This window comes from Lentzea sp. NPDC003310 (genome assembly GCF_040610935.1).
Classification (GTDB): Bacteria; Actinomycetota; Actinomycetes; order Mycobacteriales; family Pseudonocardiaceae; genus Lentzea.
In genome coordinates, this window is sequence record NZ_JBEXNC010000018.1 from 95,245 (window position 1) to 119,517 (window position 24,273).

A 24,273-nucleotide genomic window follows, 5' to 3' on the forward strand; every position below is an offset into this window, starting at 1 on the left:
CCGGAGGGTGTTGGTACTACTACCACCCGCCGCATCACTCACCACCGCTGAAGATTTACCTGACTGGGTCACGTTGTACTCAGGCAATTGCGGTCGGTACGGTCGCGGCACCGATCCGAAAAGAATCCACACCACGGAGGAAATCGTGGCTCTTCCCCAGCTTACCGAGGAGCAGCGAGCCGCAGCGCTGGAGAAGGCTGCTGCCGCTCGTCGCGCTCGGGCTGAGCTCAAGGAGCGCCTCAAGCGCGGCGGCACGACCCTGACGGACGTGCTCAAGGCCGCCGAGAGCGACGAGGTCCTGGGCAAGATGAAGGTGTCCGCGCTGCTCGAGGCCCTCCCGGGCGTCGGCAAGGTTCGCGCGCAGCAGATCATGGAGCGCCTCGAGATCGCTCCCAGCCGTCGCCTGCGCGGTCTCGGTGACCGCCAGCGCAAGGCCCTGCTCTCCGAGTTCAGCGGAGAGTGATTGGCACCGAGGCGGGGGCGGGCGTCGCCCGTCCCCGCCTCACCGTCTTGTCCGGGCCGTCCGGCGTTGGCAAGTCCAGCGTCCTGGCGGAGCTGCGCAGGCAGCAGCCCGATGTCTACTTCTCCGTCTCGGCGACCACCAGGAAACCGAGGCCGGGCGAGGTCGACGGGGTGCACTACCACTTCGTGGACCACGAGAAGTTCCAGCAGATGGTGGACGCGGGCGAGTTCCTCGAACACGCCGACTTCGCCGGAAACCGCTACGGAACCCCTCGCAGGCCCGTCGAGGAAGCACTGGCCGCCGGCCGTCCCGCCCTGCTCGAGATCGAGCTGCAGGGCGCGCGGCAGGTCCGCGTGGCCATGCCCGAGGCCCAGCTGGTCATGCTGATGCCCCCGTCCTGGGAGCACCTGGTCGACCGGCTGACCGGCCGGGGCACCGAACACCCGGACGTCGTCGAACGTCGCCTGGAGATCGCCCGCGAGGAGCTGGCGGCCGAAAAGGAGTTCGACGAGGTCGTCGTGAACGCCGACGTGCAGTCGGCCGCGGCCGACTTGCTATCCTTGATGGTCGGACCACGAATTTCAGGAGTCTGAGAGTGATCACCCACACCGAGCTCGGTCACCTGACCGGTTCCCCGGAGGGCATCACCAACCCGCCGATCGACGACCTGCTTGAGCAGGTGAGCTCGAAGTACGCGTTGGTGATCTACGCCGCGAAGCGTGCCCGCCAGATCAACGACTACTACGCGCAGCTCGGCGAGGGCCTGCTCGAGTACGTCGGCCCGCTCGTCGAGCCGGGCCCGCGCGAGAAGCCGCTCTCGATCGCTCTGCGCGAGATCCACGCGGGTCTCCTCGAGCACACCGAGGGCGAGTGACCGCGTCGTCTGACGCTGATGCCCCCACCAAGCCCAGGATCGTTCTGGGTGTTGGCGGGGGCATCGCTGCGTACAAGGCCTGTGAGGTCCTGCGCCGGTTGACCGAGTCCGGTCACTCCGTGCGGGTCATCCCCACCGAGGGCGCGCTCAAGTTCGTGGGAGCCGCCACGTTCGAGGCCCTGTCCGGCCAGGTCGTGTCCGCCGACCCGTTCGACGACGTGCACGAGGTGCCGCACGTCAAGCTCGGGCAGAACGCCGACCTTGTCATGGTCGCCCCGGCGACCGCGAACCTGATCGCGAAGGCCGCGCACGGCCTCGCCGACGACCTGCTGACCAACACCCTGCTGACCGCGCGCTGCCCGGTCCTGCTGGTGCCGGCGATGCACACCGAGATGTGGGAGCACCCGGCCACCCAGCACAACGTGGCGCTGCTGCGCTCGCGCGGTGTCGTCGTCGCCGAACCCGCGTCCGGCCGGTTGACGGGCAAGGACACCGGCAAGGGCCGCCTGCCCGACCCGGCCGAGATCGTCGAGCTGGCCCGGCTGCTGCTCGTGCAGGCCGACGCGCTGCCGCGCTCGCTGGAGGGCGTGCACGTCGCCATCTCCGCCGGCGGCACGCGCGAACCACTCGATCCGGTGCGGTTCATCGGCAACCGCTCGTCCGGCAAGCAGGGCTACGCGCTCGCACGGGTGGCCGCGCAGCGCGGCGCGCGTGTGACTTTGGTAGCGGGAAACACCGCGGATCTGGCCACACCCGCCGGGGTCGACCTGGTGCGCGTGGGTTCCGCGGTCGAGCTGCGCGACGCGATGCACAAGGTGGCGGCGGACGCGGACGTGGTCGTGATGGCCGCCGCGGTGGCCGACTTCCGGCCGTTGTCCCTCACCGGACACAAGATCAAGAAGACCGACGGCGACCCGGACCCGATCGCGCTGACGAAGAACCCCGACATCCTCGTGGAGCTCGTTTCCGCACGTCGGAGCGGCCAGCTGATCGTCGGGTTCGCCGCGGAGACCGGCGACGAGACCACGTCGGTGCTCGACTACGGCCGGGCGAAGCTGCGGCGCAAGGGCTGCGACCTCCTAGTGCTGAACGCGGTCGGCGACGGCAAGGCGTTCGAGCAGGAGGACAACGCCGGCTGGCTGCTGTCCCCGGACGGCGCCGAGACGCCTATACCCCACGGGCCGAAAACTCAACTGGCGTCCGCTGTCTGGGACGCGGTTACCGCTCGCTTGACGCGGTCTCGGTAAGGTTCACCTCAGTCCAACCCCGCAACGAAGGAGTGTCCGTGAGCCAGCACAGCAGCAGGCTGTTCACCAGTGAGTCGGTGACCGAGGGACACCCGGACAAGATCTGTGACGCCATCAGCGACTCGATCCTGGACGCGCTGCTCGCCAAGGACCCGCGCTCCCGCGTCGCCGTGGAGACGCTGGTGACCACGGGTCAGGTGCACGTCGCGGGTGAGGTCACCACCGAGGCCTACGCGGACATCCCCACGATCGTCCGCGAGAAGATCCTGGAGATCGGCTACGACTCGTCCGCGAAGGGCTTCGACGGCCACTCGTGCGGCGTGAACGTGGCGATCGGCGCGCAGTCCCCGGACATCGCGCAGGGCGTCGACACGGCGTTCGAGGAGCGCGTCGAGGGCGCTGCGGACGAGATCGACAAGCAGGGTGCCGGCGACCAGGGCCTGATGTTCGGCTACGCGTGCACCGACACGCCCGAGCTGATGCCGCTGCCGATCGCGCTGGCGCACCGCCTGTCCCGCCGCCTGACCGCGGTCCGCAAGGACGGCACCGTTCCGTACCTGCGCCCGGACGGCAAGACCCAGGTCACCATCGAGTACGCGGGTGACCAGCCGGTCCGCCTCGACACGGTCGTCATCTCCACGCAGCACGCCGACGGCATCGACCTCGAGAAGCTGCTCGGCGTCGACCTGCGCGAGCACGTCGTGGAGCCCGAGCTCGCCGAGCTGTCGCTGGACACCACGGGTGTCCGCCTGCTCACGAACCCGACCGGCCGCTTCGTCATCGGTGGCCCGATGGGTGACGCGGGCCTGACCGGCCGCAAGATCATCGTCGACACCTACGGCGGCATGGCCCGCCACGGTGGCGGCGCGTTCTCCGGCAAGGACCCGTCGAAGGTCGACCGCTCCGCCGCCTACGCCATGCGCTGGGTCGCGAAGAACACCGTCGCGGCGGGCCTCGCCACCCGCGTCGAGGTCCAGGTCGCCTACGCGATCGGCAAGGCGGCCCCCGTCGGCCTCTTCGTCGAGACCTTCGGCACCGAGACCGTCGACCCGCAGAAGATCCAGCAGGCCATCACCGAGGTGTTCGACCTCCGGCCCGCCGCGATCATCCGCGACCTCGACCTGCTCCGCCCGATCTACGGCCCGACCGCCGCGTACGGCCACTTCGGTCGCACGGACGTCGACCTCCCCTGGGAGTCGACGGACCGCGCCGAGGCCCTGCGCAACGCCGCCGGCGCCTGATCGTCCGACGACGGCCCGCCTCCCTTCCCGGGGAGGCGGGCCGTTTCGCGTATTTCGGGCGTGGTCCGCGTCTCCGCAGTGCGTGGGGGACAACACGACAGGTCTGCGCGCCGTGCCGCGCCCGCTCGACGCCGAGCTGCCGCGCCCGCGTCTGGTGGACCGCCTGCGGAGCCGCTGGTCCCGTCCGGTCACGCTGGTCACCGCGGGACCCGGCTTCGGCAAGACCACCGCGCTGGCGCAGGCCGTCCGCGCGAACCTCCTGGCGCCGCAGGGCATCGACGCCTGGGTGACCTGCGGACCCGGCCACGAGGACGCCGGCCGGTTGGCCGCGGCGATCCTCGACGCTCTCGGCACCGACGCGCGGGACGTGCTCGTGACGTCGCAAGCCCCGCGTGAACTCGCACGCGACGTCGTCGCGGCCTTGCTGGCCAAGGCCCCGCTGGACGTCTGCCTGGTGCTCGACGACGTCCACGAGGTCCCGGACGGGTCGCCCGGCGCCGACCTGCTCGCGGAGGTCGCCCGTGCCCTGCCCGACACCGCGCACCTCGTGCTCGCCGGTCGCACGACGCCGGGCCTGCCGCTCGCGCGGCGTCAGGCGGCGGGGCAGGTGGGCGTGGTCGAGACGGCGGACCTGGCGTTCACCGACGCCGAAACGTCCGCGCTGGCCCGGAAACTGGGGCGGGAAGCGGCCGAGGACCTGCACGGCTGGCCCGCGCTCGTGCGGCTGTCGCTCACCGCCGGTCCGGCCGCGTCGTGGCGGTACGCCGCCGAGGAGGTGCTGAACCAGGTGCCGGAACGGACGCGCACCGCGCTGGCGGCGTTGGTGGCACTCGGGACCGCCACGGTGGACGAGGTCGGCGCGGTGGCGGGGGAGCCCGCGGACCTGGAGCACCTGGCGCGCGCGATCCCGTTGGTGGACCGGCTCGACGACGGCCGCTACCGGGCCCACGACCTGTGGGGGAGCCTGGTGTCCACCGGTCGTTTCCGGGGCAGGGCCGTGGAAGTGCTGACGGCGCGCGGAGATCTGGCCGCGGCGGGACGGGTCGCGTGCCGGGCCTACGACTGGGCGCTGCTCGCCGAGCTCGCGGTCGAGCTCGTGCGGACCACGTTGTCCGTGCTGCCGAGCGCGATCGCGCGGACGTGGCTCGACGCGGTGCCGGCGCAGTGCGGACGCGAGCCCGCGTTCCTGTTGCTGAAGGCCGCGGTCCTGCACGCCGAGGACTTCTCCGACCCGTCGATCGACCACCTGGTCGACCAGGCCTGCGCCCTGATGCTGCGGGCCGGCGACCACGAGGGAGCCGCGGTGGCGCTGGGGCAGGCCGTGATCACCGCGCACTCGCGGGGCGATCTGGTGCGGCTGGCCACCGTCGCCGGCAGGGCCCAGGAGCTCGACGCGCACTCGCCGGTGCTGAAGGTGTTGCGGCACAGCACCGCCGCGGTGGTGGCCGAGCTCGACGGTGACCCGGAGACGGCGCTGCGGCACCTCGCCCAGGCACCGGTGCACGCGGTGCCCCAAGCGCTTGCGGTGTCCACGACCAGGTTCCACGTGCACTGCCTCGCGATGTGCGGGCGCGGGCAGGACGCGGCCGAGCTCGCCGAACGGATGCTCGGCGACGACCTGGCGCGCCGCCACGCCGCGACGGCGCGGTGGTTCGACGGGGAGGCCGTCGAGTTCCAGGGGGATGACACGGGGAGCACCGCGCGCGACGAGTTCGTGGCGGGTGCCGTCCGCGCCGTCGTCGCGGCGTCGTTCGGGGAGACCGGGCCGGACCTGCCCGCCGAGCACGACAACCCGCGCGATGCGGTGCTGGCGTGCGCGGCGCAGGCGGCGGGCGCCGTCACGCGCGGCGAGGAGGACCTGGCCCGCGACCTCTACAAGCGGCACCTGGACCGGTGGCCGCTGGAGATCAGGCTCGCCGAACGGCACCTGCGCCGGTTCCTGACGCTCGGGTACGTGCTCAGCGACGAGCTCAGGGAACGGTGGGACGACACGGACCTGGGCCCGTCGCACCGCAAGGCGCGCGCGGCCGGGCGTGCGTTCCTCGCGGCCAGGAACGGCGATCCGCGCAAGGACCTGCCGGACGCCCACGCGCTCTGCTTCCTGCCGCTGCCGTGGTCCGTCGAGCTGGCCGCCCGGCAGGCCGCCGCGGGCAGCACGCGCCTGGGCACCTGGCTCGCCGACCGCGTCGGAGCGGCCGCGCACCGCCAGTTCCGGGAGCTCACCAGGGACCCGGACCTCGTCGCCGGTGCCGCGAGACTGCTCGCCGCCGTGCCGGCGCCTCCGGACCACCCGATCGGCATCGAGGTGATCGGCCCGATGCGGGTCACCAGGAACGGGGTCGCCGCGGAGGCACCCGAGCTGCGCCGGGCCCGCGTCCGCCAGCTGCTGGGCCTGCTCGTGCTGCGGACCGAGGTTTCTCGCGAGCAGGCGATGGACCTGCTCTGGCCGGACCTCGACCCGGCGAGCGCCGCGCGGAACCTGCGCGTGACGACGACGCACCTCCGCCGGCTGCTCGAACCCGGCCGTGCGGGCGGTGAGGCCAGCTACTTCCTGCGCAGCGACAACGAGACGATCCGGCTCGTCCGGAGCGACCAGCTGACCGTGGACCTGTGGTCGGCGCGGGAGCGGGACGCCGCCGACGCCGTGGCGCTGTGGCGGGGCGAACCGCTCCCGGACCTGGCCGACGTGTGCGAGGCCGAGATCGCCGAGATCAGGGCCGCGCACGTGCGGAACCTGGTGGAGCTGGGCGAACTGCGGCTCGTCACGGGTGATCCGGCCGAGGCGCACGTGCTCGCCGAACGGGCGCTGGCGCTGGAGCCGTTCGACCCGCGCGGGCACCGGCTCGCCCTGGCCGCCGCACTGCGCGCACGCGATCCGCACAGGATGGTGAGGACGCGTGCGCGCGTGCTGGACTCGCTGCGGCAGCTCGGGGTCGGGCCCGATCCCGCCACCGCGATCCTGCTGCGGCAGGCGGTCGCTAGCAGCTGATCTGGACCTCGGTGGACGCCGTGCAGAAGTCGAACCCGAGCTCGCCGTCGCCCTCGTCGAAGTTGAGGTCGCCGGACAGCAGGTCCATCCCCTCGCCACCGAGCATCTTGTCGTTGCCGGCCTCGCCGTAGACGGTGTCGTGGTGCAGGCCGCCGTCGACCTTGTCGTCGCCCCAGCCGGCGCAGACCAGGTCGTTGCCCGGCCCGCCGAAGATCACGTCGTCGGCGCCGAGGCCGATGATGATGTCGTTGCCCTCCATGGCGACGATGACGTCCGGGCCGGGGCTGCCGAGGATCACGTCCGCTCCGCTCCCGCCGGGGATGAAGCCCGCGCCGACGATCGTGGGCACGGCGTTGTAGCAGGCCGCCGGGGTCGGTCTGTTCTGGAACTCCGGCGGCACGTCGTCGGCCTGGGCCACCCCGGCGGTGCACAGCCCGATGGCGAGCGCGGCGGCGGTGATGCGCAGTCTCATGGTCGGTTCCCCTCTTCGGTTTCCTTGCCTGGGAAGAGGGTCGCGACCCGGCGTTGCCCAGGCGCTAACCGGAGCGCGCCAGGTCCCGTTCGACGGTCGGCACCGGCGCCCCGATGCGGGCCCGGATCGCCGCGGCCTCGGTCAGCAGCTCCCGCCGGCCGGTCGAGCGGGCCAGCGCCTCCAGGACGCTCGCCTCGCGCCAGCGGTCGCCCAGTTCGCGGTGCAGCGTGAGACTGCGCTCCAGCAACGGCCGCGCGACCCGCGGGTTGCCGGTGCCGTGCTCGACCACGCCGAGCAGGTTCAGCGCCCAGGCGATGCCCTCCTTGAACTCCAGTTCCCCGAACGTGTCCAGCGCCTCGTCGAGCATCGTGCGCGCCCGCGCCTCGTCGCCCCGGTACCAGGCGACGGCACCGAGGTAGGCGAGCGAGGACGTGGCACCACGCCGGTCACCCAGTTCGCGCAGTGACTTCAGTGATGCCTGAAGATCGGCCTCCGCGACGACGAGGTCACCGGCGAGCCAGGACGTGGCACCCGCGAGCTGCCGGGCGTAGGCGGCGTTCGCCGGGTTCGAGGCGCACGCGGCCTCTTGGTAGTGGTGCAGCGCGGCCTCGTAATGACCGCGTTCCCGCGCGACCGAGCCGAGCAGCCGGTGCAGCCTTCCGGCCAAAGATGGATCGGTCTCCAATCCATCCCGAGCATAGCGCACCGCGTCGGCGTAGTCGCACTCCAGCAACGCGAGCGCGGCGGCGGACGCCAAAGCCTTGCCGCGCAACGGTCCTGAGCCTCGCAACGCCACCTTGAGCCAGCGCCGGCCTTCGCGGTAGTCGCCGGTGCGGTGCCAGTAGCGGTTCAACGCCACCACCAGGCGGAGCACCTTGTCCGTGTCGCCGGTCGACGTGAACCAGTCCATGGTGCGTTGCAGGTTCGCGTGCTCGATGCGCAACTCGGTGAGCAGCGTGCCCGTGGGATCGGCCTCGGCGCGTTCGGCGAGACATAAGAAGAAGTCGGCGGCACGACCGTGCGCGGACGAGCCTTGTTCCGCAGCGAACGCCTGCACGGTCTCCAGCAAGGAGAAGCGGGTTTCGCCGGCGACCCGGGACACCCGCACCAGGGATTTGGCGACCAGCCCGGTGAGCGCGTCGAGCGAGCTGCCCAGCGCCTCGACCAGGTCCGCCGGGAACCCGCCCGCGCACACCGCGAGATCGGCGAGCAGCGCGCGTTCCGCGGCCGTCAGCAGGTCGTGGCTCCACACGATCGCGGCCCGCAACGGTTCCAGCAGCCCGAACCTGTCGCGCAGCCGCCGCGCGACCTGGGCGGGCGTGAGGACGGACGTGCGGGCGGCCGCGAGTTCCAGCGCCAGCGGAAGGCCGTCGAGCGCCGCGCAGAGCTGGGCGATCGCCGGAGCGTCGGCATCGGTGTACGTGTGCGCCGCACGGTCCAGGAACAGCCGCACGGCGTCATAGGCGGCCAGGTCGGCCAAAGACCGCGGCACATCCGGGTCGGGCACGGCCAGCGGTGGCAGCGGGTAGACCGTTTCTCCCAGCACGCAAAGGGGCTCACGGCTCGTGGCGAGCACACGCAGCCGAGGGTGTGCCTCAATGAAATCCGCGCAGCGAGCGCGTAGGTGTTCGCAGTTGTCCAGCACCAGCAACGTGTTCCCAAGCGTGTGCAGCTCTCGCGTCGTGAGCGCGAACGCTGCGGCGACGGCGTCCTCGACGCACGACGCGGACGTCAGGTCCACCACCGTGGAGGACGGCGAGACGTGCTGGGCCAGCCGCGACTTGCCGCAGCCCGCCGGCCCGGTGACCGTCACGAGCCGGGACTTCTCCAGCAGCCGCACGACGTCCTGGGTCTCGCGCTGCCGTCCGACGAGAGCGGCTCCGGCGTCCGCGGGCGGGCAGGCCAGGGCCTCTGCCTCGACCGCGCGCAGTCCCGGTCCGGGGTCCACGCCCAGTTCGTCGACGAGCACTTTGCGCGCCTTGCGCACCGTGCTCAACGCATCAGCCCGTCGGCCGCCGCGTAGTTGTGCGTCGGCGAGCAGTTCCCAGAAGCGTTCCCGCAGTGGATGACTGACGACGAGCCGTTCGAGCTGTGCGGCTGCGGCTCCGCAGGCACCGCGGCCGATCTCCTGCTGCGCCAACGCTTCCTCGGCCGCCAGCCGTGCCTCGTGCAGCCGGGTGATCTCGGCGGACGCCCACTCGGAGACCGCGCAATCGGTCAGAGGATCGCCGCGCCACAACGAGAGTGCCGCACGAGGTGATGGGGCGCGCTCGAACCGTGTGACGTCAACGTGCGATGGATCGATCCGCAGTGCATAGCCAGCGCTGGTGGTGATCAGGACGTCCGGCAGTCCGATCGCGGCGAGAGCCGAGCGCACGCGCGCGATGTGGCTGTGCAACGTCCGCAAGGCCGTGGGTGGGGGCTCGGTGCCCCACAACGCGTCGATGAGACGCGCTGCGGGGAGCACCGAGGGTGCGCGCAACGCCAGCAGCGCCAGGAGGGAGCGCTGGCGCGTGCCGGCGAGGCGCAGCACGCCGCCCGGCCCGGTGACTTCGAGGGGTCCGAGCAGGCGGACGTCCAGTTTGTCCACGCACGAGCGGAGTTCCTACGGCCGAGCTTGATACATCAGCCGGTCGAACTCATGGGAAGCACTGGTCCGAGGGACCTTGCACGCACGTGTCGTCGCCGCCCATCCCGGCCAGCCTGTTGGGCCAGGCGTTGCCGACCAGCACGTCGTCGCCCTGCGTGCCGTCGACGTCCTGCACGTTCTTGACCTGGTCGAACTCGCCCGGCCTGCTGGCGACGCCCAGCTCCAGGTCGATCGTCATGCCCTCGGCGTGGTCGCTGAAGTCGGCCCGGTCGCGCATGTTCAGCTTGGCGCCGTCGATCCGGTCGTTGCCGTAGCCGCCCTGCAGGAGGTTGCCGCCCGTGTCGGCCTGCGGCTCGTCCAGCACGTCGTCGCCATCACCGCCGTAGAGCTGGTCGGGACCGATGCCGCCGTTCAGCGTGTCGTCGCCCTCGCCTCCCTTCAGCACGTCCGCGCCCGTGCCGCCGTTGAGTGAGTCGTCGCCACCACCACCGTGCTGTTCGGTCGGCACGGCGCTGTCGTAGAGCACGGTGTCGTTGCGGTTCCCCAGGTAGATGACGACTTTCTGCACCTGGGCGCACTGGACGCGTGAGGCCGACAGACGCGTGCATCCAGTGCCCGGCCGCATCGTGCCGGCGTCGCTGACGGTGGTGCCGGAGACGTGGATCTGGCCGGCGCGTGCCGGTGCCCCGGTGATGACGAGCCGGCCGGCCTCGACCCGCGCGACGGTCGCGGGGTCCGGTGCGGCGGCGGTTCCCGATGCGGCCAGTGCGGCCGCGACGACGAGCGTGAGCATGGTGTTCCCCCTCGGAGACGTTGTGCTCGTGGGTACGCGCGGCCTGTTGTGAATCTGTTGTGACGGCCGCATCCGCACCACAACCGCGCCGGACTCTCCTTCTCGCCGTCAGATCGTTTCGGAAGGGGAGGAAGACCATGAGAACCGGCATGGCAGCCCTGATCGGCGTCGTGATGGCGCTGGCGGTGACGCCGCTGACGGCGTCGGCCCAGGAGGAGCCCGAGGAGCAGGAGATCATCGTCAAGTTCCGCGAGGGAGCGTCGCGCGGGGACGCGCTGACCGAGTCGCGGACGAGGGCCGTCGCGGACGCCACCGACGGCGCGGAGGTGCTCGCCTCCCGCGACGCCGCCGAGTCGATCCGGGTGCTGCTGGCGCGGGGCGACGTCGAGTACGCCGAGCCCAACATCGTGCTCGAGGCGACGGCCGTGCCCAACGACCCGCTGTGGCCGCAGCAGTGGCACTACTGGGAGCCCGTCGGCGGCATCGGGTTGTCGCAGGCGTGGGACCTCGGGCCGTCCGGCGCGGGCCAGCGGGTCGCGGTGATCGACACCGGCCGCACCGCCCACCCGGACATGTCCGCCAACTACCTCGGCGGCTACGACTTCATCAGCAACGCGGCCTTCGCCAAGGACGGCACCGGCCGGGACGCCAACCCCACCGACCAGGGCGACTGGCGGCTCGCCAACCAGTGCGGTCCCGGGTCGGCGGCGCGACCGTCGAGCTGGCACGGGCTGCACGTCGCCGGCACCGTGGCGGAGCTGCGCAACAACCTGACCGGAGGTACCGGCGTCGCTCCGTTGGCCAAGGTCGTGCCCGTGCGCGTCCTCGGCACGTGCGGCGGCACGATCGCGGACATCGCCGCGGGCATCCTGTGGGCGGCCGGTGCCCCCGTGGCGGGAGTCCCGGCGAACCCGAACCCGGCGAAGACGCTGAACCTGTCGCTCGGCGGTCCGTCGGCGGCCTGCCCGGCGATCCTGCAGAACGCGCTCAACACCGTGCGCAACAACCCCTACAACGCCACGGTCATCGTCTCGGCGGGCAACTCCAACGCCAACGCGAGCGGGTTCACCCCGGCCAACTGCGGCGGCGTGATCACCACCGCCGCGACCGACCGGCAGGCGAACAAGGCGTCGTACTCGAACTTCGGCGCGACGGTCGAGATCTGCGCGCCCGGTGGGGAGACGTCCCCCTCGGCGGCGAACGGGGTGCTGTCGACGCTGAACAACGGCGCGACCGTTCCCGCGGGGTCGATCTACCAGTACTACCAGGGCACCAGCATGGCGTCCCCGCACGTCGCGGGCGTGGTGGCGTTGATGCAGCACGGTCGGGTGCAACACGGGAAGGCGCTGATGACGCCCGCGCAGGTGTGGATGAGGCTGCAGGCGAAGCCACACCCGATCGCCGGGCAGTGCGGCAAGGGCAGGCTCGACGCACGGGCGAGCGTGGCCGCCGCGATCGCCGCGCCCTGATGTGATCTGTGAACAAGGCCCTGGTCATCCGGGGCCTTTGTTCATACGAGGGTCGGTTCCGCGACATGTCCCCGGACTACAAACTCGAATCATGTCGCTCTCTCGTCGTGGGTTCATGGCCGCCGTCGCTGCCGCTGGTGCGGGCACTCTGCTGCCACCGTCGGTGTACGCAGCGTTGGCACAGGAACCCCGTGCGGGAGGTTTGCGCGCGATCAAGCACGTCGTGCTGTTGATGCAGGAGAACCGTTCGTTCGACCACTACTACGGCACGCTCCGCGGCGTGAGGGGGTTCTCCGACCGCAACGCGCTGAGGGGTGTGTTCGACCAGTCGGGCGTGCTGCCGTTCCCGGTGCGTGAGGCGGCTTCCGGGCGGGACATCCAGTACATCGGAGACCTGGACCACAGCTGGAACGGCGGGCACGCGGCGTTGCGCGGCGGGTGGAACGACAACTGGGTGCCGGCGAAGACCGCGGCGACGATGGCGTTCTACACGCGTCAGGACATCCCGTTCCACTACGAGCTCGCGGACACCTTCACGCTCTGCGACGCCTACCACTGCTCGGTGCCGTCCTCGACGTCGCCGAACCGCAACTACTGGGTGTCCGGCTACACGGGCTATGAGCCCGCTGGCGGCCGTGCGACGGGCAACGCGGCGTACAGCGAGGACACGCACACGGGCTACACGTGGATGACGTACCCGGAACGCCTTGAGGCCGCCGGGAAGTCGTGGCGCGTGTACCAGGAGTGGGACAACTTCCAGGACAACAACCTGGAGTTCTACCTGCGCTTCAAGGAGATCGCGCGCAAGGTGCTGCCCGCCGGGTTCAAGTCGCTGGACAAGCTCTACGGCACCGGTGACCCCGCGCTGATCGGCTCGCTGGACCTCTCGAAGCTGTCCGCGGCGGAGAAGTCGTTGTACACGCGCGGTCTGCACCGGGTGAAGCCCGGCGGCCTGGGGGAGGAGTTCCGCGCCGACGTCGCCGCCGGAAAGTTGCCCGCAGTGTCGTACCTGGTGCCGTCCTCTGTGGACTCCGAGCACCCCGGCGCGTCGTCGCCCGCCGCGTCCGCCTCGATCACCTACCAGGTGCTGGACGCGCTGGCGTCGAACCAGGAGGTGTGGGAGTCGACGGTGCTGTTCGTCACCTACGACGAGAACGACGGCTTCTTCGACCACGTGCCGCCGCCGCGCCCGCCGCTGTCGGTGACCGACGAGTACGTGGGCGACCGGCCGCTCGGGCTCGGCGCGCGGGTGCCGATGACCGTCGTCTCGCCGTGGTCGGTCGGCGGCTACGTGAACTCGCAGGTGTTCGACCACACGTCGATGACGCGGTTCCTGGAGAGGTGGACCGGCGTGCGGTCGGAGGAGATCTCCGCGTGGCGCCGGACCGTCGCCGGAGACCTGACCTCGACGTTCGACTTCGACCGCCGCCGCACGTGGCCCGAGGTCGGCGAACCCGCCGCCGTGCCGCCCGCGACGCCGCGCTGGCGGCCCTCGCCCCCGTCGTCGCAGAAGATGCCGGAGCAGGAGCCCGGACGGCGGCGTGCGCGCGCTCTGCCGTACCAGCCCGACGCGTCGTTGCACGGGTCGACGTTGGAGATGTCCAACGCGGGCAGCGCGTCCGTGCACCTCGCGCTGTACCCGTACTCGGGCCAGTTCGCGCAGCCGCAGCACTTCGACGTTGCTTCCTCGGCGTCGTGCGAGGTCGTGGGCGAGCATGACCTCGTGTTGCTGGGCCCCAACGGCTTCCGCCGTGAGTTCGTGGGCACTTCTTCTGACCGTGCGCGCGTCTCGTCGTCGGTGCGCGGCTACAGCCGTGTGCTGACCTTGACGTTCGAGAACAGCGGCACGTCGCGGCTGACGTTCGTGCTGGGGCGGCGTCGTTACGTCGTGAGGCCCGGCCATCGGCACGTGATCCCGTGGCTGACCGTGATGAACTCCGGCTGGTACGACCTCACGGTGACGGTGGAGGAGGAGCCGAAGTTCCGCCGCCGTCTGTGCGGCCACATCGAGAACGGCCGCGAGTCGATCTCGGGCTAACGTGACCCCGTGGAGATCACGGGGGACGAGATCCGGCAGCGGATGATCGAGCACGAGTCGCTGGATCCCGGCGGGTACCGATTGACGGGCGCGACGATCACCGGGCAGCTCGACCTGTCCGACGTCGTCGCGAAGAAGCCGTTGGTGCTGCGGGACTGCACCACGGACCAGCCGGTGCTGCTCGACCGCGCGCACTTCTCGTTGCTCGACCTCTCCGGACTGGTCGCGCCGGCGGTGCACGCCCGCGGCCTGACCCTGGACCACCACCTCACGCTCAGCGGCGCCCGCTTGAGTGCCGACGAGTCCGTAGACGCACTGCACATGCGCATCGGCGGCAGCGTCTACCTGGAGGACGGCTTCCACGCCGCGGGTTCGGTGACGCTGAGCAGCTCGCGCATCGCCGGCGTGCTCGCCTGTCGCGGAGCGCGTTTCGAAGCGCGACTCAACGTCGTCGACCTGCACGTCGGCGACGGGATCTTCCTGATGCAGGGCTGCGAGGTCACCGGCGGCGGCGACCGGCAGCACGCGGCCGTGCGGATGCGCGGAACGCACGTCGACGGTCAGCTCGTCCTGCGGGGAGGCAGGTTCGTCTCCTCCGGCGTCGCGCTCGACCTGCGGCACACGCGCATCGGCAAGGAGCTGATGATGCCGCTAGACGGCATCGAGGGCGACGTCCAACTCGAAGGCATGGTCTACGAGGGCCTGCCGCGCGACGCCACAGTGGACGAATGGCTGACACTGCTGTCCACCCGGACCTCCTACTACTCCACCCAACCGTGGGTGCAACTGGCCGCCGCACACTCGGCGGCAGGCCACGAACGCGACGTGCGCCGCATCCGAGTCGCCCAGCAACGTGACCTCCGCCGCCGAGGTCAGCTCTCCCGCTGGGGCCGGGCCTGGCACCTGATCCGCGGCGCGACGGTCGGCCACGGCTACCGCCCCGGCCTCGCCCTGGTGTGGCTCGCCGGAGTCCTCGCCCTGTCGGTCGGCGTGGTGCTGCTCTCCGGCGCCGTCCGCTGCTCGACCGTGGAACAGGTCGGCTACGCCCTGAACGTGGCGACACCGCTGGTCAAGGTCGACGCCACCCGCTGCACCGTGGACGCCGCCACCGCCGCCGGCCGCACCGTCCTCGCCTCGACCTGGCTGCTGCAGATCCTCGCCTGGGCGTTCGCGACCCTGTTCGTGGCGGGCTTCACCGGTTTGGTGAGGCGCAACGCGTGACTGTCGGAGGTGTCTGATACACCAAGAGGCATGAGCGCGAAGACCGGAGCGAGAAAAGGGGAGCGGGTCCCCGCGGAGTCGCTGCCGGTCGCCCGGATCGCGGTGGACGTGCCGCTGGCCCACCTGGACCGCCCCTTCGACTACGCGGTTCCGTCCGAACTGGACACGACAGCCGTCCCGGGCTGCCGCGTCCGCGTGCGGTTCGCGGGCCAACTGGTCGACGGCTACCTCCTGGAGCGCGCCGAGACCTCCGAGTACGGCAAGAAGCTGGCGTTCATCGAGAAGGTCGTCTCACCCGAGCCCGTGCTCGCCCCGGAGATCGCCACCCTGGCCCGGGCGATCGCGGACAGGTACGCGGGCGCGATGATCGACGTGCTCCGCCTGGCCATCCCGCCCCGCCACGCGAGGGCGGAGGCAGCCGCACCCGGCGAACCGCCACCGCTGCCGCAGGTCCCGGCCTGGGTGGACCAGCAGGCAGCACCCGCCGCGCTCCTCGCGGCGCCGCCCACCACCGAGGTCATGTCACCCGACCTGGCCTCGGGAGGTGCCTCCGCCTCCGCGACCGACAGCGTGGCCGCCACCCCGGACACCGCGGCTGCCACCCCGGACACAGCACCGGCCGCCACCCCAGATACGGCATCTGCGGCCGACACAGCCGGCACGATCGCCCCCGCCCCCGCCCCCGCCCCCGCCACCGCCCCCGCCACCGGGCCTGACACCGCCGCTCCCGGCACCGTCACCCCCGGCACCGTCACCCCCGCCGCCAACACCACCGACACCATCCCCGACGCCGACACCCCCGACGCCTACACCGCCCTTCCCACCGCCCCCGCTGCCGCCGCCGGCCTTGCTGCCGCCCCTCCCGCCACCGCCACCCCCGAGGCCGCCGCCACACCCGCCGCCACCCCATCGCCCGAGCTCCCGACCGCCGCCCGACCCGCGGCCGAGCCCGCGCGGTCCCAGCTGCCGCCCGTCCCCGCCGACGCCTGGTCCCGCTATCCCCGCGGCCCCAAGTGGCTGGAGGCCCTGCGCGAAGGCCGTCCCGCCCATGCCGTCTGGCAGGCCCTGCCCGCCGAGGACTGGCCCGCCCGGCTCGCCGAAGCCGCGGCTGCGGTCGCCTCGTCCGGGCGTGGTGTGGCGATCGTCGTGCCGGACCACCGGGATCTCGCTCGGGTCGCCGAGGCGTGCGGGCGGTTGATCGAGGGCGTGGTGACGTTGTCGGCCGATCTCGGGCCGTCGGAGCGCTACAAGCGGTGGCTGGCCGTTCGGCGCGGGGTGGCGCGGGTGGTCGTCGGGACGCGGGCCACCGCGTTCGCACCGGTGCGGGATCCCGGGCTGCTCGTGGTGTGGGACGACGGGGACGACCTGCACGTCGAGCAGCGGTCGCCCTATCCGAACGTGCGGGACGTGTTGGTGCAGCGCGCGCACATGACGGGTGCCGCGTTGCTCATCGGCGGGTTCGCGCGGACCGCCGAGGCCCAGTTGCTGGTCGAGACCGGGTGGGCGCACGAGATCGTGGCGTCGCGGGAGACGTTGCGGGCGGTGGCGCCCCGGGTCGTGTCGGTGGGCGACAACGACTGGCAGGACGTCAAGGACGCCGCTGCTCGCACGGCGCGGTTGCCGTCCATCGCCTTCGACGCCGCGCGGTTCGCGCTGGTCGACTCGCCGGTGCTGATCCAGGTGCCGCGTCGTGGGTACGTGCCTTCGCTGGCCTGTGGTCAGTGCCGGGGGCCCGCGCGGTGCCGGCGGTGTGCCGGGCCGCTGGCGTTGCCCGGCGGCACGCACGACGGGATGCCCAAGCCCGCGTACTGCCGGTGGTGCGCGGCGACGGAGGCCGGGTTCCGGTGTCCCACGTGCGGATCGCGCAAGTTGCGCGGGCAGATCATCGGGGCGCGGCGCACGGCGGAGGAGCTCGGGCGCGCGTTTCCCGGGCACCCGGTGCGGACCAGTGGTGCCGACGAAGTGCTGACCAAGGTGCCCGGCAAGCCGTCGCTGGTGGTCGCCACGCCGGGCGCCGAGCCCGTCGCGGAGGGCGGGTACGGCGCGGTGTTGCTGCTCGACGGGTGGGCGTTGCTCGGCAGGGCCGACCTGCGGGCGTCCGAGGAGGCGCTGCGGCGGTGGATGACGGCGGCCGGGCTGGTGCGGCCGGGCAACGGGCGGGTGGTCGTGATCGCCGACTCGTCGCTGACGCCCGTGCAGGCACTGGTCCGCTGGGACCCGGTGTGGCACGCGGCCACCGAACTCGCCGCGCGCACCGAGCTGGGCTTCCCGCCGGCCGTGCGGATGGCGACGGTCGACGGCACGCCGGACGCGGTCAACGCCGTGCTCGACGAGCTCCGGCTGCCGCCGACCGGCGAGATCCTCGGTCCTGTGCCGCTGGGCGACGACGAGACCAAGGAACGCGCCCTGGTGCGGGTGTCGCGGGCCGAGGGGCGTCAGCTCGCGGCCGTGCTGGCGGAGGCGCAGGCCGTGCGGACCGCCCGCAAGGAGCAGGACCTGGTGCGCATCAAGCTCGACCCGCTGGAGGTGCTGTAGCCGTCGGGTGCCGGCTGCCGAGGTGCCGGGCACGGGGCTGCCTGCGGCCTCCGATGAGGCGCTGCGGCGGTCAGAGGCGACGGGCGGACCGGTCCGCGGTGGCGCTGCGGCGCGGTCAGCCCTCGTAGTGCGACCGCAGGGCCGCCAGGTTTTCGCGGATGTCCTCGTCGGAGAGCTTCTCGTACTCGAGGTACTCGGTCAGGTACGCCATGAGGTCGCCGCGCTCGTCGTGGTCCTCGGCCGCGATCACGTGCGCCGTCGTGCCGGCGATGCCCGCCGGGAACAGCAGGAAGCCGTCGATGCCCGCCATCGTGTCGAAGGACGCGTTCTTGGCCTCCCACAGGGCCCAGACGTCGTCCTCGCGGCCGCACTCGGCGAGCAGCAGGGCGGCGAGGCCGAGCGACTCGCTGACGCCCCAGCCCTCCTGGTGCGATGCGGTCTCCTCGGCCAGCAGGTGGCGCAGCAGATCGGCGTCGCCGTCGCGGCGGTCGCGCAGCAGGAGGTGCAGCGCTTCCTCTCGGTCGGCCTCGTCGAGCGGGGTGTTCGTGAAACTGGTTCGCAACTGGTCAAGATCGATCGACACGCCCGCACCTTAGGCCTTCCTCAAGGGGTGTTGCCATCCCGCCGCAACGGAGTAGAAGTTTCCGCATGTTGCGAACGGTCGCTGCTCTGACGCTCTCCGTCGTACTGGTCGCCCCTGCTCCGGCATTGGCGGCGGAACCACCTCCACGCGTACCCGAGCAGGTGGGCTGGGGAGGCGCGGTCTCGAGCGTCGACCCCGACGCGTCCCAGATCGGCATCGACGTGCTCCGCCGCGGTGGCAACGCCGTCGACGCCGCCGTCGCCACCGCCGCGGCGCTCGGCGTGACCGATCCGTTCAGCGCCGGCATCGGTGGCGGCGGGTTCTTCGTCCACTACGACGCCCGCAGCGGCCGTGTGTCCACTTTGGATGGCCGCGAGACCGCGCCGCGGTCCGCCACCGACCAGCTCTTCGTGGAGGACGGCAAGCCCCTGCCGTTCGCCGAGGCGATGACCAGCGGCAAGTCCGTCGGCGTCCCCGGCACGCCCAAGACGTGGCAGCAGGCGCTGCGCAAGTGGGGCACGCTGAACCTGCGCGAGGCCATGGCGCCGGCGGAGGCGTTGGCGCGGCGCGGTTTCGTCGTCGACCAGACGTTCAACTCGCAGATCGCGAACAACGCCGCCCGGTTCGCCGACTTCACCTCGACCCGCGACCTCTACCTGCCGGGCGGCCAGCCGCCCGCGGTCGGCAGCACGTTCCGCAACCCGCAACTCGCCGACACCTACCGCGAGCTCGCCCGCACGGAGCTCGCGTCGCTGTACGGCGGCGCGGTCGGCCGCGACCTGGTGAACGCCGTGCGGAAACCGCCAGTGGTGCCCGGCTCGACCCGCAACGTCCGCGCCGGCGACATGAACATCTCCGACCTGGCCCGCTACCAGGTCGAACGCCGCGACCCGACGCACACGCGCTACCGCGGCCTCGACGTCTACGGCATGGCGGCACCCTCGTCGGGCGGCACCACCGTCGGCGAGGCGCTCAACATCCTCGAGTCGACCGACCTCTCGAAGGTCTCCGACGTCGAGTACCTGCACCGCTTCATCGAGTCGACCAAGCTCTCCTTCGCGGACCGGCTGCGCTGGGTCGGCGACCCGGCTTTCTCCCGCGTGCCGACCGAGGGCCTGCTCTCGCAGAAGTTCGCCGACAGCCGCGCGTGCCTGATCAAGCCCGACGCCGTGCTGCCCGCGCCGCAGCCCGCCGCCGACCCGCGCGACCCCAAGGCCTGCGAGGCCACCGCCGGCATCTCGGCGCTGCGCGAGGACGCCGAACGCACCACGCACCTCACGACGGCCGACCGGTGGGGCAACGTCGTCGCCTACACGCTGACCATCGAGGCGGAGGGCGGCAGCGGCATCGTGGTGCCGAACCGGGGCTTCCTGCTCAACAACGAGCTCACCGACTTCGAGTTCGTCGCCCCGACCCCCGGCGTCCCGCACCCGAACCTCCCCGGCCCCGGCAAGCGCCCGCGCTCGTCCATGGCCCCGACGATCGTGCTCGACCACGGCAAGGTCCTGCTCGCCGTCGGCTCACCGGGTGGTTCCACCATCATCACGACGGTCACCCAGATCCTGACCGCCCGCCTCGACCGCAAGATGTCGCTCGTCGACGCGGTCGCGGCCCCGCGCGCCTCCCAGCGCAACGCGGCCACCACCCCGGCCGAGGCGGCGTTCATCGCGGCCTCGACCACGGCGGGCCTGCAGGCCATCGGGCACAGGTTCAGCCAGAACGCCGAGATCGGCGCCGCCACGGCCGTCGAGCGCGCCAAGGACGGCCGCTGGCGCGCCGTCGCCGAGCCGACCCGGCGCGGCGGTGGTTCCGCCCGAGTCGTGAAGGTGGGCTAGCCTGAACCGGTCCGGGTGGAGCGCGCATCCCACGCCCACCCGGACCGGTCGCGGCTACGAGTTGGTGCGGCCGTCGATGCGCTCGCGGATCAGGTCGGCGTGACCGTTGTGCTGCGCGTACTCCTCGATCAGGTGAATGAGCAGCCAGCGCACGGAGATCTCTCCCTCGCGCTCGTGCACGAAGGTGTCGTCGAGATCGCGGGACGCCACCACGGCGCGGGACTCCGCCATCTCCGCGAGCAATTCGGCGTACTCGGCCTCGGCGCGGGCGGGGTCCAGGTCCTCGAAACCGTCGTTCCACGCGCCGGGCGCGCTGTAGCGGGTCTTCACGTCCTGGCCCGCCAGGCGCACCCGGAACCACATCCGCTCGACATCGGACAGATGGCGGACGAGGCCCAGCAGCGACAGGTTCGACGGCGGGACGGATGCCGTGGCGAGCTGTTCTCCGGACAGCCCTGAGCAGTTGGCCAGGAACGTGGCGCGGTGGCGGTCGAGCCACGCCTCGAGCATCGGGCGTTCCGCGCCCAGCAGTGGTTCGTCGACCGGTTCGACTTCGGGTGCTGTCCAGGTCATGGACCATGACTAGCCGATACCGCCGACGCGGACGACTCATTTCCGCGCGCCAGGCGGTCGCATCAGCCACGTGACCTGCGCGTCTCCACCTTCCGGCCGAGGTGGGGCGGTGATCTTCCTACCTCGGGCTGACCTGCGGTCGATACCCCGAGCCGATGTGGGCTGACCTGCGTGAACGGCATGGTTGTGGCATGACGACGACCACTGTTACCAGCGCCCCCGCACCCCACTTCGACCTCCACGCGGTGCTGCGTCCCGTGCTGACGGCCCTGCGGTTCACCGGCCACTTCGTGGTGGCGCTGCTGGGCGTGATCTTCCTCGGCAGCGCGTCCGAGCACTGAGCACGGCCCTCGTAGACTGGCCCCCAGTCCACACGAGGAGCACTGCGTGACCGTCCAACCCATCCGCCTGTTCGGCGACCCCGTGCTGCGCACCGCGGCGTCCGAGGTCACCGACTTCGACAAGGAACTGCGCACCCTGGTCAAGGACCTGTGGGACACCATGCAGAACGCGGGCGGAGCCGGACTCGCCGCGCCACAGCTCGGTGTCGGACTGCGGGTGTTCACCTACCACTGCGACGGTTTCGCGGGCCACCTCGTCAACCCGACGTGGGACGTGGTCGGCGAGGAGATGCAGGACGGTTCGGAAGGCTGCCTGTCCATCCCCGGCATGTCGTGGGACTGCAAGCGCCACCTGCACGTCGTGGCCAAGGGCTGGAACATGCACGGTGAGCCCGTCGAGGTCGAGGGGACCGAGACGCTCGCCCGCTGCATCCAGCACGAGTCGGACCACCTCGACGGCGTGCTCTTCCTCGACCGGCTCGACGCCGAGACCCGCAAGCAGGCCATGCGGGAGATCCGGCAGTCCGAGTGGTTCGACGGTACGGTGCCCACCTTGAAGCAGAGCCCGCACCCACTCTTCGGCAGGTCCAGCTGACCATGCGACTCGTGTTCGCCGGTACGCCCGAGGTCGCACTTCCCTCGCTGCGCGCCTTCATCGACTCCTCCCGCCACGACGTCGTCGCCGTGGTCACCCGCCCCGATGCCCCGTCCGGCCGCGGCCGCAGGCTCGAGCGCTCGCCGGTGGCGGCGCTCGCCGACGAGCACGGCATCGAGGTGCTCACGCCCGCCAAGGCAGGCGACCCCGAGTTCCTGGAACGCCTGCGCGCGCTGGAACCCGACCTCTGCCCGGTCGTCGCCTACGGCAACCTGCTGCCGCAGCGCACGCTCGACGTGCCGAGGTTCGGCTGGGTCAACCTCCACTTCTCCGTGCTGCCCGCGTGGCGCGGTGCCGCGCCGGTGCAGGCCTCCGTCCGCAATGGCGACGACATCACCGGCGCCTCGACGTTCCGCATCGTCAAGGAGCTCGACGCGGGCCCCGTGTTCGGCGTGGTCACCGAGAAGGTGCGCGACCGCGACACCTCCGGCGACCTGCTGACCCGGCTCTCCGTGTCCGGAGCCGATCTGCTGCTGTCCACTGTGGACGGCATCGAGGACGGCACCCTGGTCGCCGTCGAGCAGCCCTCCGACGGCGTCACCTACGCCGCGAAGATCACCGTCGACGACGCGCGCCTCGACTTCACCACGCCCGCCACGGCCGTCGACCGCCTGGCGCGCGCCGTGACGCCGGAGCCCGGCGCGTGGGCCGAGTTCCGCGGCGAGCGGCTCAAGCTCGGCCCCGTGACGCCGGTCGCCGACGTGACGCTGCCCGCGGGCGAGGTGCTCGTCGAGCGCAAGCGCGTGCTCGTCGGCACCGCGACCACCGCCGTGGCCCTCGGTGAGGTCCAGGCACAGGGCAAGAAGCGCATGGCCGCCACCGACTGGGCGCGCGGCGTGCGGATCGAAGCAGGGGAGCGCATCGCATGACCAACCACTCGCGAGGCGCTTCCAAGCCTTCCCGCCCGAGCAGGCCGCACCCGCCGCGCCGGCGCACCGGACCCGCGCGCCCGCCCGTCGAGGACCCGGCCCGGCTCGCCGCGCTGGAGACCCTGCGCGCCGTGCGGCAGCGCGACGCGTACGCGAACCTGGTGCTGCCGCAGATGCTCCGCGAACGGCGCATCACCGGCCGCGACGCCGCGCTGGCCACCGAGCTGACCTACGGCGCGGCACGCGCCCAGGGCCTGCTCGACGCCGTCATCGAGGCGTGCTCCGACCGCCCGCTGTCCGAAGTGGACGGTTCGGCGCTCGACGCGCTGCGGCTGGGCACGTACCAGCTGCTGCGCACCCGGATCCCGTCGCACGCCGCGGTCGCCTCGACCGTCGACCTGGTGCGGGCCGAGCTCGGCTCCGGCATCGCGGGCTTCGTCAACGCCGTCCTGCGCCGCGTCGCGGAGCAGGACGAGCCGGCCTGGGTCGACGAGCTCGCACCCGACCCGGACACCGACCCGATCGGCAACCTGGCCTTCACCCACGCCCACCCGCGCTGGATCGCGCAGGCGTTCGCGGAGGCCCTCGGCAGCCGCGAGGAACCGCTGAAGCTGGCCCTCGAGGCCGACGACGCGCGCCCGGCCGTGCACCTGGTGGCCCGCCCCGGCGAGGTGAGCTCCGACGAACTCGCCGCGATCGTCGGCGGGGACGTGGCGCCCTACTCGCCCTACGGCGTGCACCTGGAGGCCGGCGCGGGCGACCCGGGCGATCTCGAGCCCGTCCGGGAACGCCTCGCCGGTGTTCAGGACGAGGGCAGCCAGCTGTGCGCGCTGGCCTTGACACGCGCGCCGCTCGAAGCCGGCGACCAGGGCAACACGGACGACCGCTGGCTGGACCTCTGCGCGGGCCCCGGTGGCAAGGCCGCCCTGCTGGCCGCGCTGGTAGGCCTGGAGGGCGGCGAGCTGATCGCCGTCGAGAAGGCCCCCCACCGCGCCGAGCTCGTGCGCAAGATCACCTCCGGCCTGCCGGTCACCGTGGAGGTGGCCGACGGCCGCGAGACCGACTTCCTGGAAGGGGCGTTCGACCGCGTGCTGGTCGACGCGCCCTGCACCGGTCTCGGTGCCCTGCGCCGGCGCCCGGAGGCACGGTGGAGGCGCCAGCCCGCCGACGTCGGCACGCTCACGAAGCTGCAGCGTGAGTTGCTGACCGAGGCGTTGCGCCTGGTGCGCCCTGGGGGCGCTGTCGCTTATGTCGTGTGTTCACCTCATCTCTCGGAGACGGTCGGGGTGGTGTCGGACGTCGCCCGGCGGACCGGGGCCGAAGTGCTGGACACGCGGGAGTTCTTCCCAGGAGTTCCGGACCTCGGGGAAGGACCGCACGTCCAGCTCTGGCCCCACCTGCACGGCACCGACGCGATGTTCTGCGCGGTGCTGCGACGCCCGGTGTGAGCGCTCGGGAACGACGTTAGCCACGGGGTCTGACAGC

At 72.0% G+C, this 24,273-nt stretch carries 20 protein-coding genes; 15 read left to right on the forward strand and 5 right to left on the reverse strand.

The features are described from left to right. The first annotated feature begins 145 nt into the window (after positions 1–145). From mihF to ABZX02_RS33195, 6 genes are all read left to right on the forward strand, one after another. Entirely contained in the window at positions 146–463 is a 318-nt protein-coding gene (gene mihF / locus ABZX02_RS33170) for an integration host factor, actinobacterial type (protein ID WP_030471603.1), read from the forward strand. Then, on the forward strand, positions 460–1,056 hold the full coding sequence (gene gmk, locus ABZX02_RS33175) for a guanylate kinase (protein WP_355304153.1): 597 nt from the start codon (positions 460–462) through the stop codon (positions 1,054–1,056). The genes mihF and gmk overlap by 4 nt, the downstream gene beginning before the upstream one ends. A 2-nt stretch (positions 1,057–1,058) precedes the next feature. Continuing rightward, entirely contained in the window at positions 1,059–1,337 is a 279-nt protein-coding gene (gene rpoZ, locus ABZX02_RS33180; protein ID WP_045313812.1) for a DNA-directed RNA polymerase subunit omega, read from the forward strand. 38 nt (positions 1,338–1,375) lie between these two features. Next, positions 1,376–2,584 (forward strand): bifunctional phosphopantothenoylcysteine decarboxylase/phosphopantothenate--cysteine ligase CoaBC, encoded by a 1,209-nt coding sequence (gene coaBC / locus ABZX02_RS33185; protein ID WP_355304395.1) that lies wholly within the window; start codon positions 1,376–1,378, stop codon positions 2,582–2,584. A 38-nt stretch (positions 2,585–2,622) separates the two neighbouring features. Continuing rightward, positions 2,623–3,825: a methionine adenosyltransferase gene (metK, locus tag ABZX02_RS33190; protein ID WP_355304156.1), complete on the forward strand. Its 1,203-nt coding sequence runs from the start codon at positions 2,623–2,625 to the stop codon at positions 3,823–3,825. Between the two features lie 82 nt (positions 3,826–3,907). After that, positions 3,908–6,814 (forward strand): hypothetical protein, encoded by a 2,907-nt coding sequence (locus ABZX02_RS33195; protein WP_355304158.1) that lies wholly within the window; start codon positions 3,908–3,910, stop codon positions 6,812–6,814. Here ABZX02_RS33195 and ABZX02_RS33200 read toward each other — a convergent pair. The 3 genes from ABZX02_RS33200 to ABZX02_RS33210 form a co-directional block, all read right to left on the reverse strand. Continuing rightward, positions 6,804–7,286 carry a calcium-binding protein gene (locus ABZX02_RS33200; protein ID WP_355304160.1) on the reverse strand — a complete coding sequence of 161 codons (483 nt, stop codon included), beginning with the start codon at positions 7,284–7,286 and terminating at the stop codon, positions 6,804–6,806. The genes ABZX02_RS33195 and ABZX02_RS33200 overlap by 11 nt on opposite strands. 64 nt (positions 7,287–7,350) lie before the next feature. Beyond that, positions 7,351–9,876 (reverse strand): BTAD domain-containing putative transcriptional regulator, encoded by a 2,526-nt coding sequence (locus ABZX02_RS33205; RefSeq protein ID WP_355304162.1) that lies wholly within the window; start codon positions 9,874–9,876, stop codon positions 7,351–7,353. Between the two features lie 49 nt (positions 9,877–9,925). After that, the gene (locus ABZX02_RS33210) at positions 9,926–10,669 is read right to left on the reverse strand and encodes a calcium-binding protein (RefSeq protein ID WP_355304164.1); all 744 of its coding nucleotides are present in this window, start codon (positions 10,667–10,669) and stop codon (positions 9,926–9,928) included. A 137-nt stretch (positions 10,670–10,806) separates the two neighbouring features. Between ABZX02_RS33210 and ABZX02_RS33215 the strand changes: the two genes are divergently transcribed. The 4 genes from ABZX02_RS33215 (at position 10,807) to ABZX02_RS33230 (ending at position 17,932) form a co-directional block, all read left to right on the forward strand. Continuing rightward, positions 10,807–12,138, forward strand: a complete 1,332-nt coding sequence (locus ABZX02_RS33215) for a S8 family peptidase (RefSeq protein ID WP_355304165.1) — start codon at positions 10,807–10,809, stop codon at positions 12,136–12,138. Positions 12,139–12,229: 91 nt separating this feature from the next. After that, positions 12,230–14,176, forward strand: coding sequence for a phosphocholine-specific phospholipase C (locus ABZX02_RS33220; protein WP_355304167.1), 1,947 nt, complete (start codon positions 12,230–12,232; stop codon positions 14,174–14,176). Between the two features lie 9 nt (positions 14,177–14,185). Then, positions 14,186–15,397, forward strand: coding sequence for a hypothetical protein (locus tag ABZX02_RS33225; protein WP_355304169.1), 1,212 nt, complete (start codon positions 14,186–14,188; stop codon positions 15,395–15,397). Positions 15,398–15,427: 30 nt separating this feature from the next. After that, a complete protein-coding gene (locus tag ABZX02_RS33230) occupies positions 15,428–17,932 on the forward strand; it encodes a primosomal protein N' (protein ID WP_355304171.1) in 2,505 nt (834 codons plus the stop codon). Positions 17,933–18,047: 115 nt separating this feature from the next. Here the strand turns inward: ABZX02_RS33230 and ABZX02_RS33235 are convergent, their stop codons facing one another. After that, positions 18,048–18,515 (reverse strand): hypothetical protein, encoded by a 468-nt coding sequence (locus tag ABZX02_RS33235; protein WP_355304173.1) that lies wholly within the window; start codon positions 18,513–18,515, stop codon positions 18,048–18,050. 65 nt (positions 18,516–18,580) lie between these two features. On the opposite strand from ABZX02_RS33235, the gene ggt reads away from it, so the two are divergent. After that, a complete protein-coding gene (gene ggt / locus ABZX02_RS33240) occupies positions 18,581–20,350 on the forward strand; it encodes a gamma-glutamyltransferase (protein WP_355304175.1) in 1,770 nt (589 codons plus the stop codon). Positions 20,351–20,404: 54 nt separating this feature from the next. On the opposite strand, the gene ABZX02_RS33245 is transcribed toward ggt, so the two are convergent. After that, positions 20,405–20,923 (reverse strand): DinB family protein, encoded by a 519-nt coding sequence (locus ABZX02_RS33245; RefSeq protein ID WP_355304177.1) that lies wholly within the window; start codon positions 20,921–20,923, stop codon positions 20,405–20,407. 191 nt (positions 20,924–21,114) lie between these two features. Between ABZX02_RS33245 and ABZX02_RS33250 the strand changes: the two genes are divergently transcribed. From ABZX02_RS33250 to ABZX02_RS33265, 4 genes are read left to right on the forward strand one after another with little or no spacing between them, the layout of a single operon-like run. Next, positions 21,115–21,264 (forward strand): hypothetical protein, encoded by a 150-nt coding sequence (locus ABZX02_RS33250; protein WP_355304179.1) that lies wholly within the window; start codon positions 21,115–21,117, stop codon positions 21,262–21,264. A gap of 46 nt (positions 21,265–21,310) precedes the next feature. Continuing rightward, a complete protein-coding gene (def, locus tag ABZX02_RS33255) occupies positions 21,311–21,859 on the forward strand; it encodes a peptide deformylase (RefSeq protein WP_355304181.1) in 549 nt (182 codons plus the stop codon). Positions 21,860–21,861: 2 nt separating this feature from the next. Then, positions 21,862–22,788: a methionyl-tRNA formyltransferase gene (gene fmt / locus ABZX02_RS33260; protein WP_355304183.1), complete on the forward strand. Its 927-nt coding sequence runs from the start codon at positions 21,862–21,864 to the stop codon at positions 22,786–22,788. Beyond that, positions 22,785–24,236: an RsmB/NOP family class I SAM-dependent RNA methyltransferase gene (locus ABZX02_RS33265; protein WP_355304185.1), complete on the forward strand. Its 1,452-nt coding sequence runs from the start codon at positions 22,785–22,787 to the stop codon at positions 24,234–24,236. Before fmt ends, ABZX02_RS33265 begins: the two co-directional genes overlap by 4 nt. Positions 24,237–24,273 lie beyond the last annotated feature (37 nt).

Coding starts and splice junctions, on each gene's coding strand:
- ABZX02_RS33200 (WP_355304160.1), bottom strand. CDS start 7,286: ATGAGACTGCGCATCACCGCCGCCGCGCTCGCCATCGGGCTGTGCACC.
- ABZX02_RS33250 (WP_355304179.1), top strand. CDS start 21,115: ATGACGACGACCACTGTTACCAGCGCCCCCGCACCCCACTTCGACCTC.
- fmt (WP_355304183.1), top strand. CDS start 21,862: ATGCGACTCGTGTTCGCCGGTACGCCCGAGGTCGCACTTCCCTCGCTG.
- ggt (WP_355304175.1), top strand. CDS start 18,581: ATGTTGCGAACGGTCGCTGCTCTGACGCTCTCCGTCGTACTGGTCGCC.
- ABZX02_RS33245 (WP_355304177.1), bottom strand. CDS start 20,923: ATGACCTGGACAGCACCCGAAGTCGAACCGGTCGACGAACCACTGCTG.
- ABZX02_RS33210 (WP_355304164.1), bottom strand. CDS start 10,669: ATGCTCACGCTCGTCGTCGCGGCCGCACTGGCCGCATCGGGAACCGCC.
- ABZX02_RS33220 (WP_355304167.1), top strand. CDS start 12,230: ATGTCGCTCTCTCGTCGTGGGTTCATGGCCGCCGTCGCTGCCGCTGGT.
- ABZX02_RS33265 (WP_355304185.1), top strand. CDS start 22,785: ATGACCAACCACTCGCGAGGCGCTTCCAAGCCTTCCCGCCCGAGCAGG.
- ABZX02_RS33215 (WP_355304165.1), top strand. CDS start 10,807: ATGAGAACCGGCATGGCAGCCCTGATCGGCGTCGTGATGGCGCTGGCG.
- ABZX02_RS33230 (WP_355304171.1), top strand. CDS start 15,428: ATGAGCGCGAAGACCGGAGCGAGAAAAGGGGAGCGGGTCCCCGCGGAG.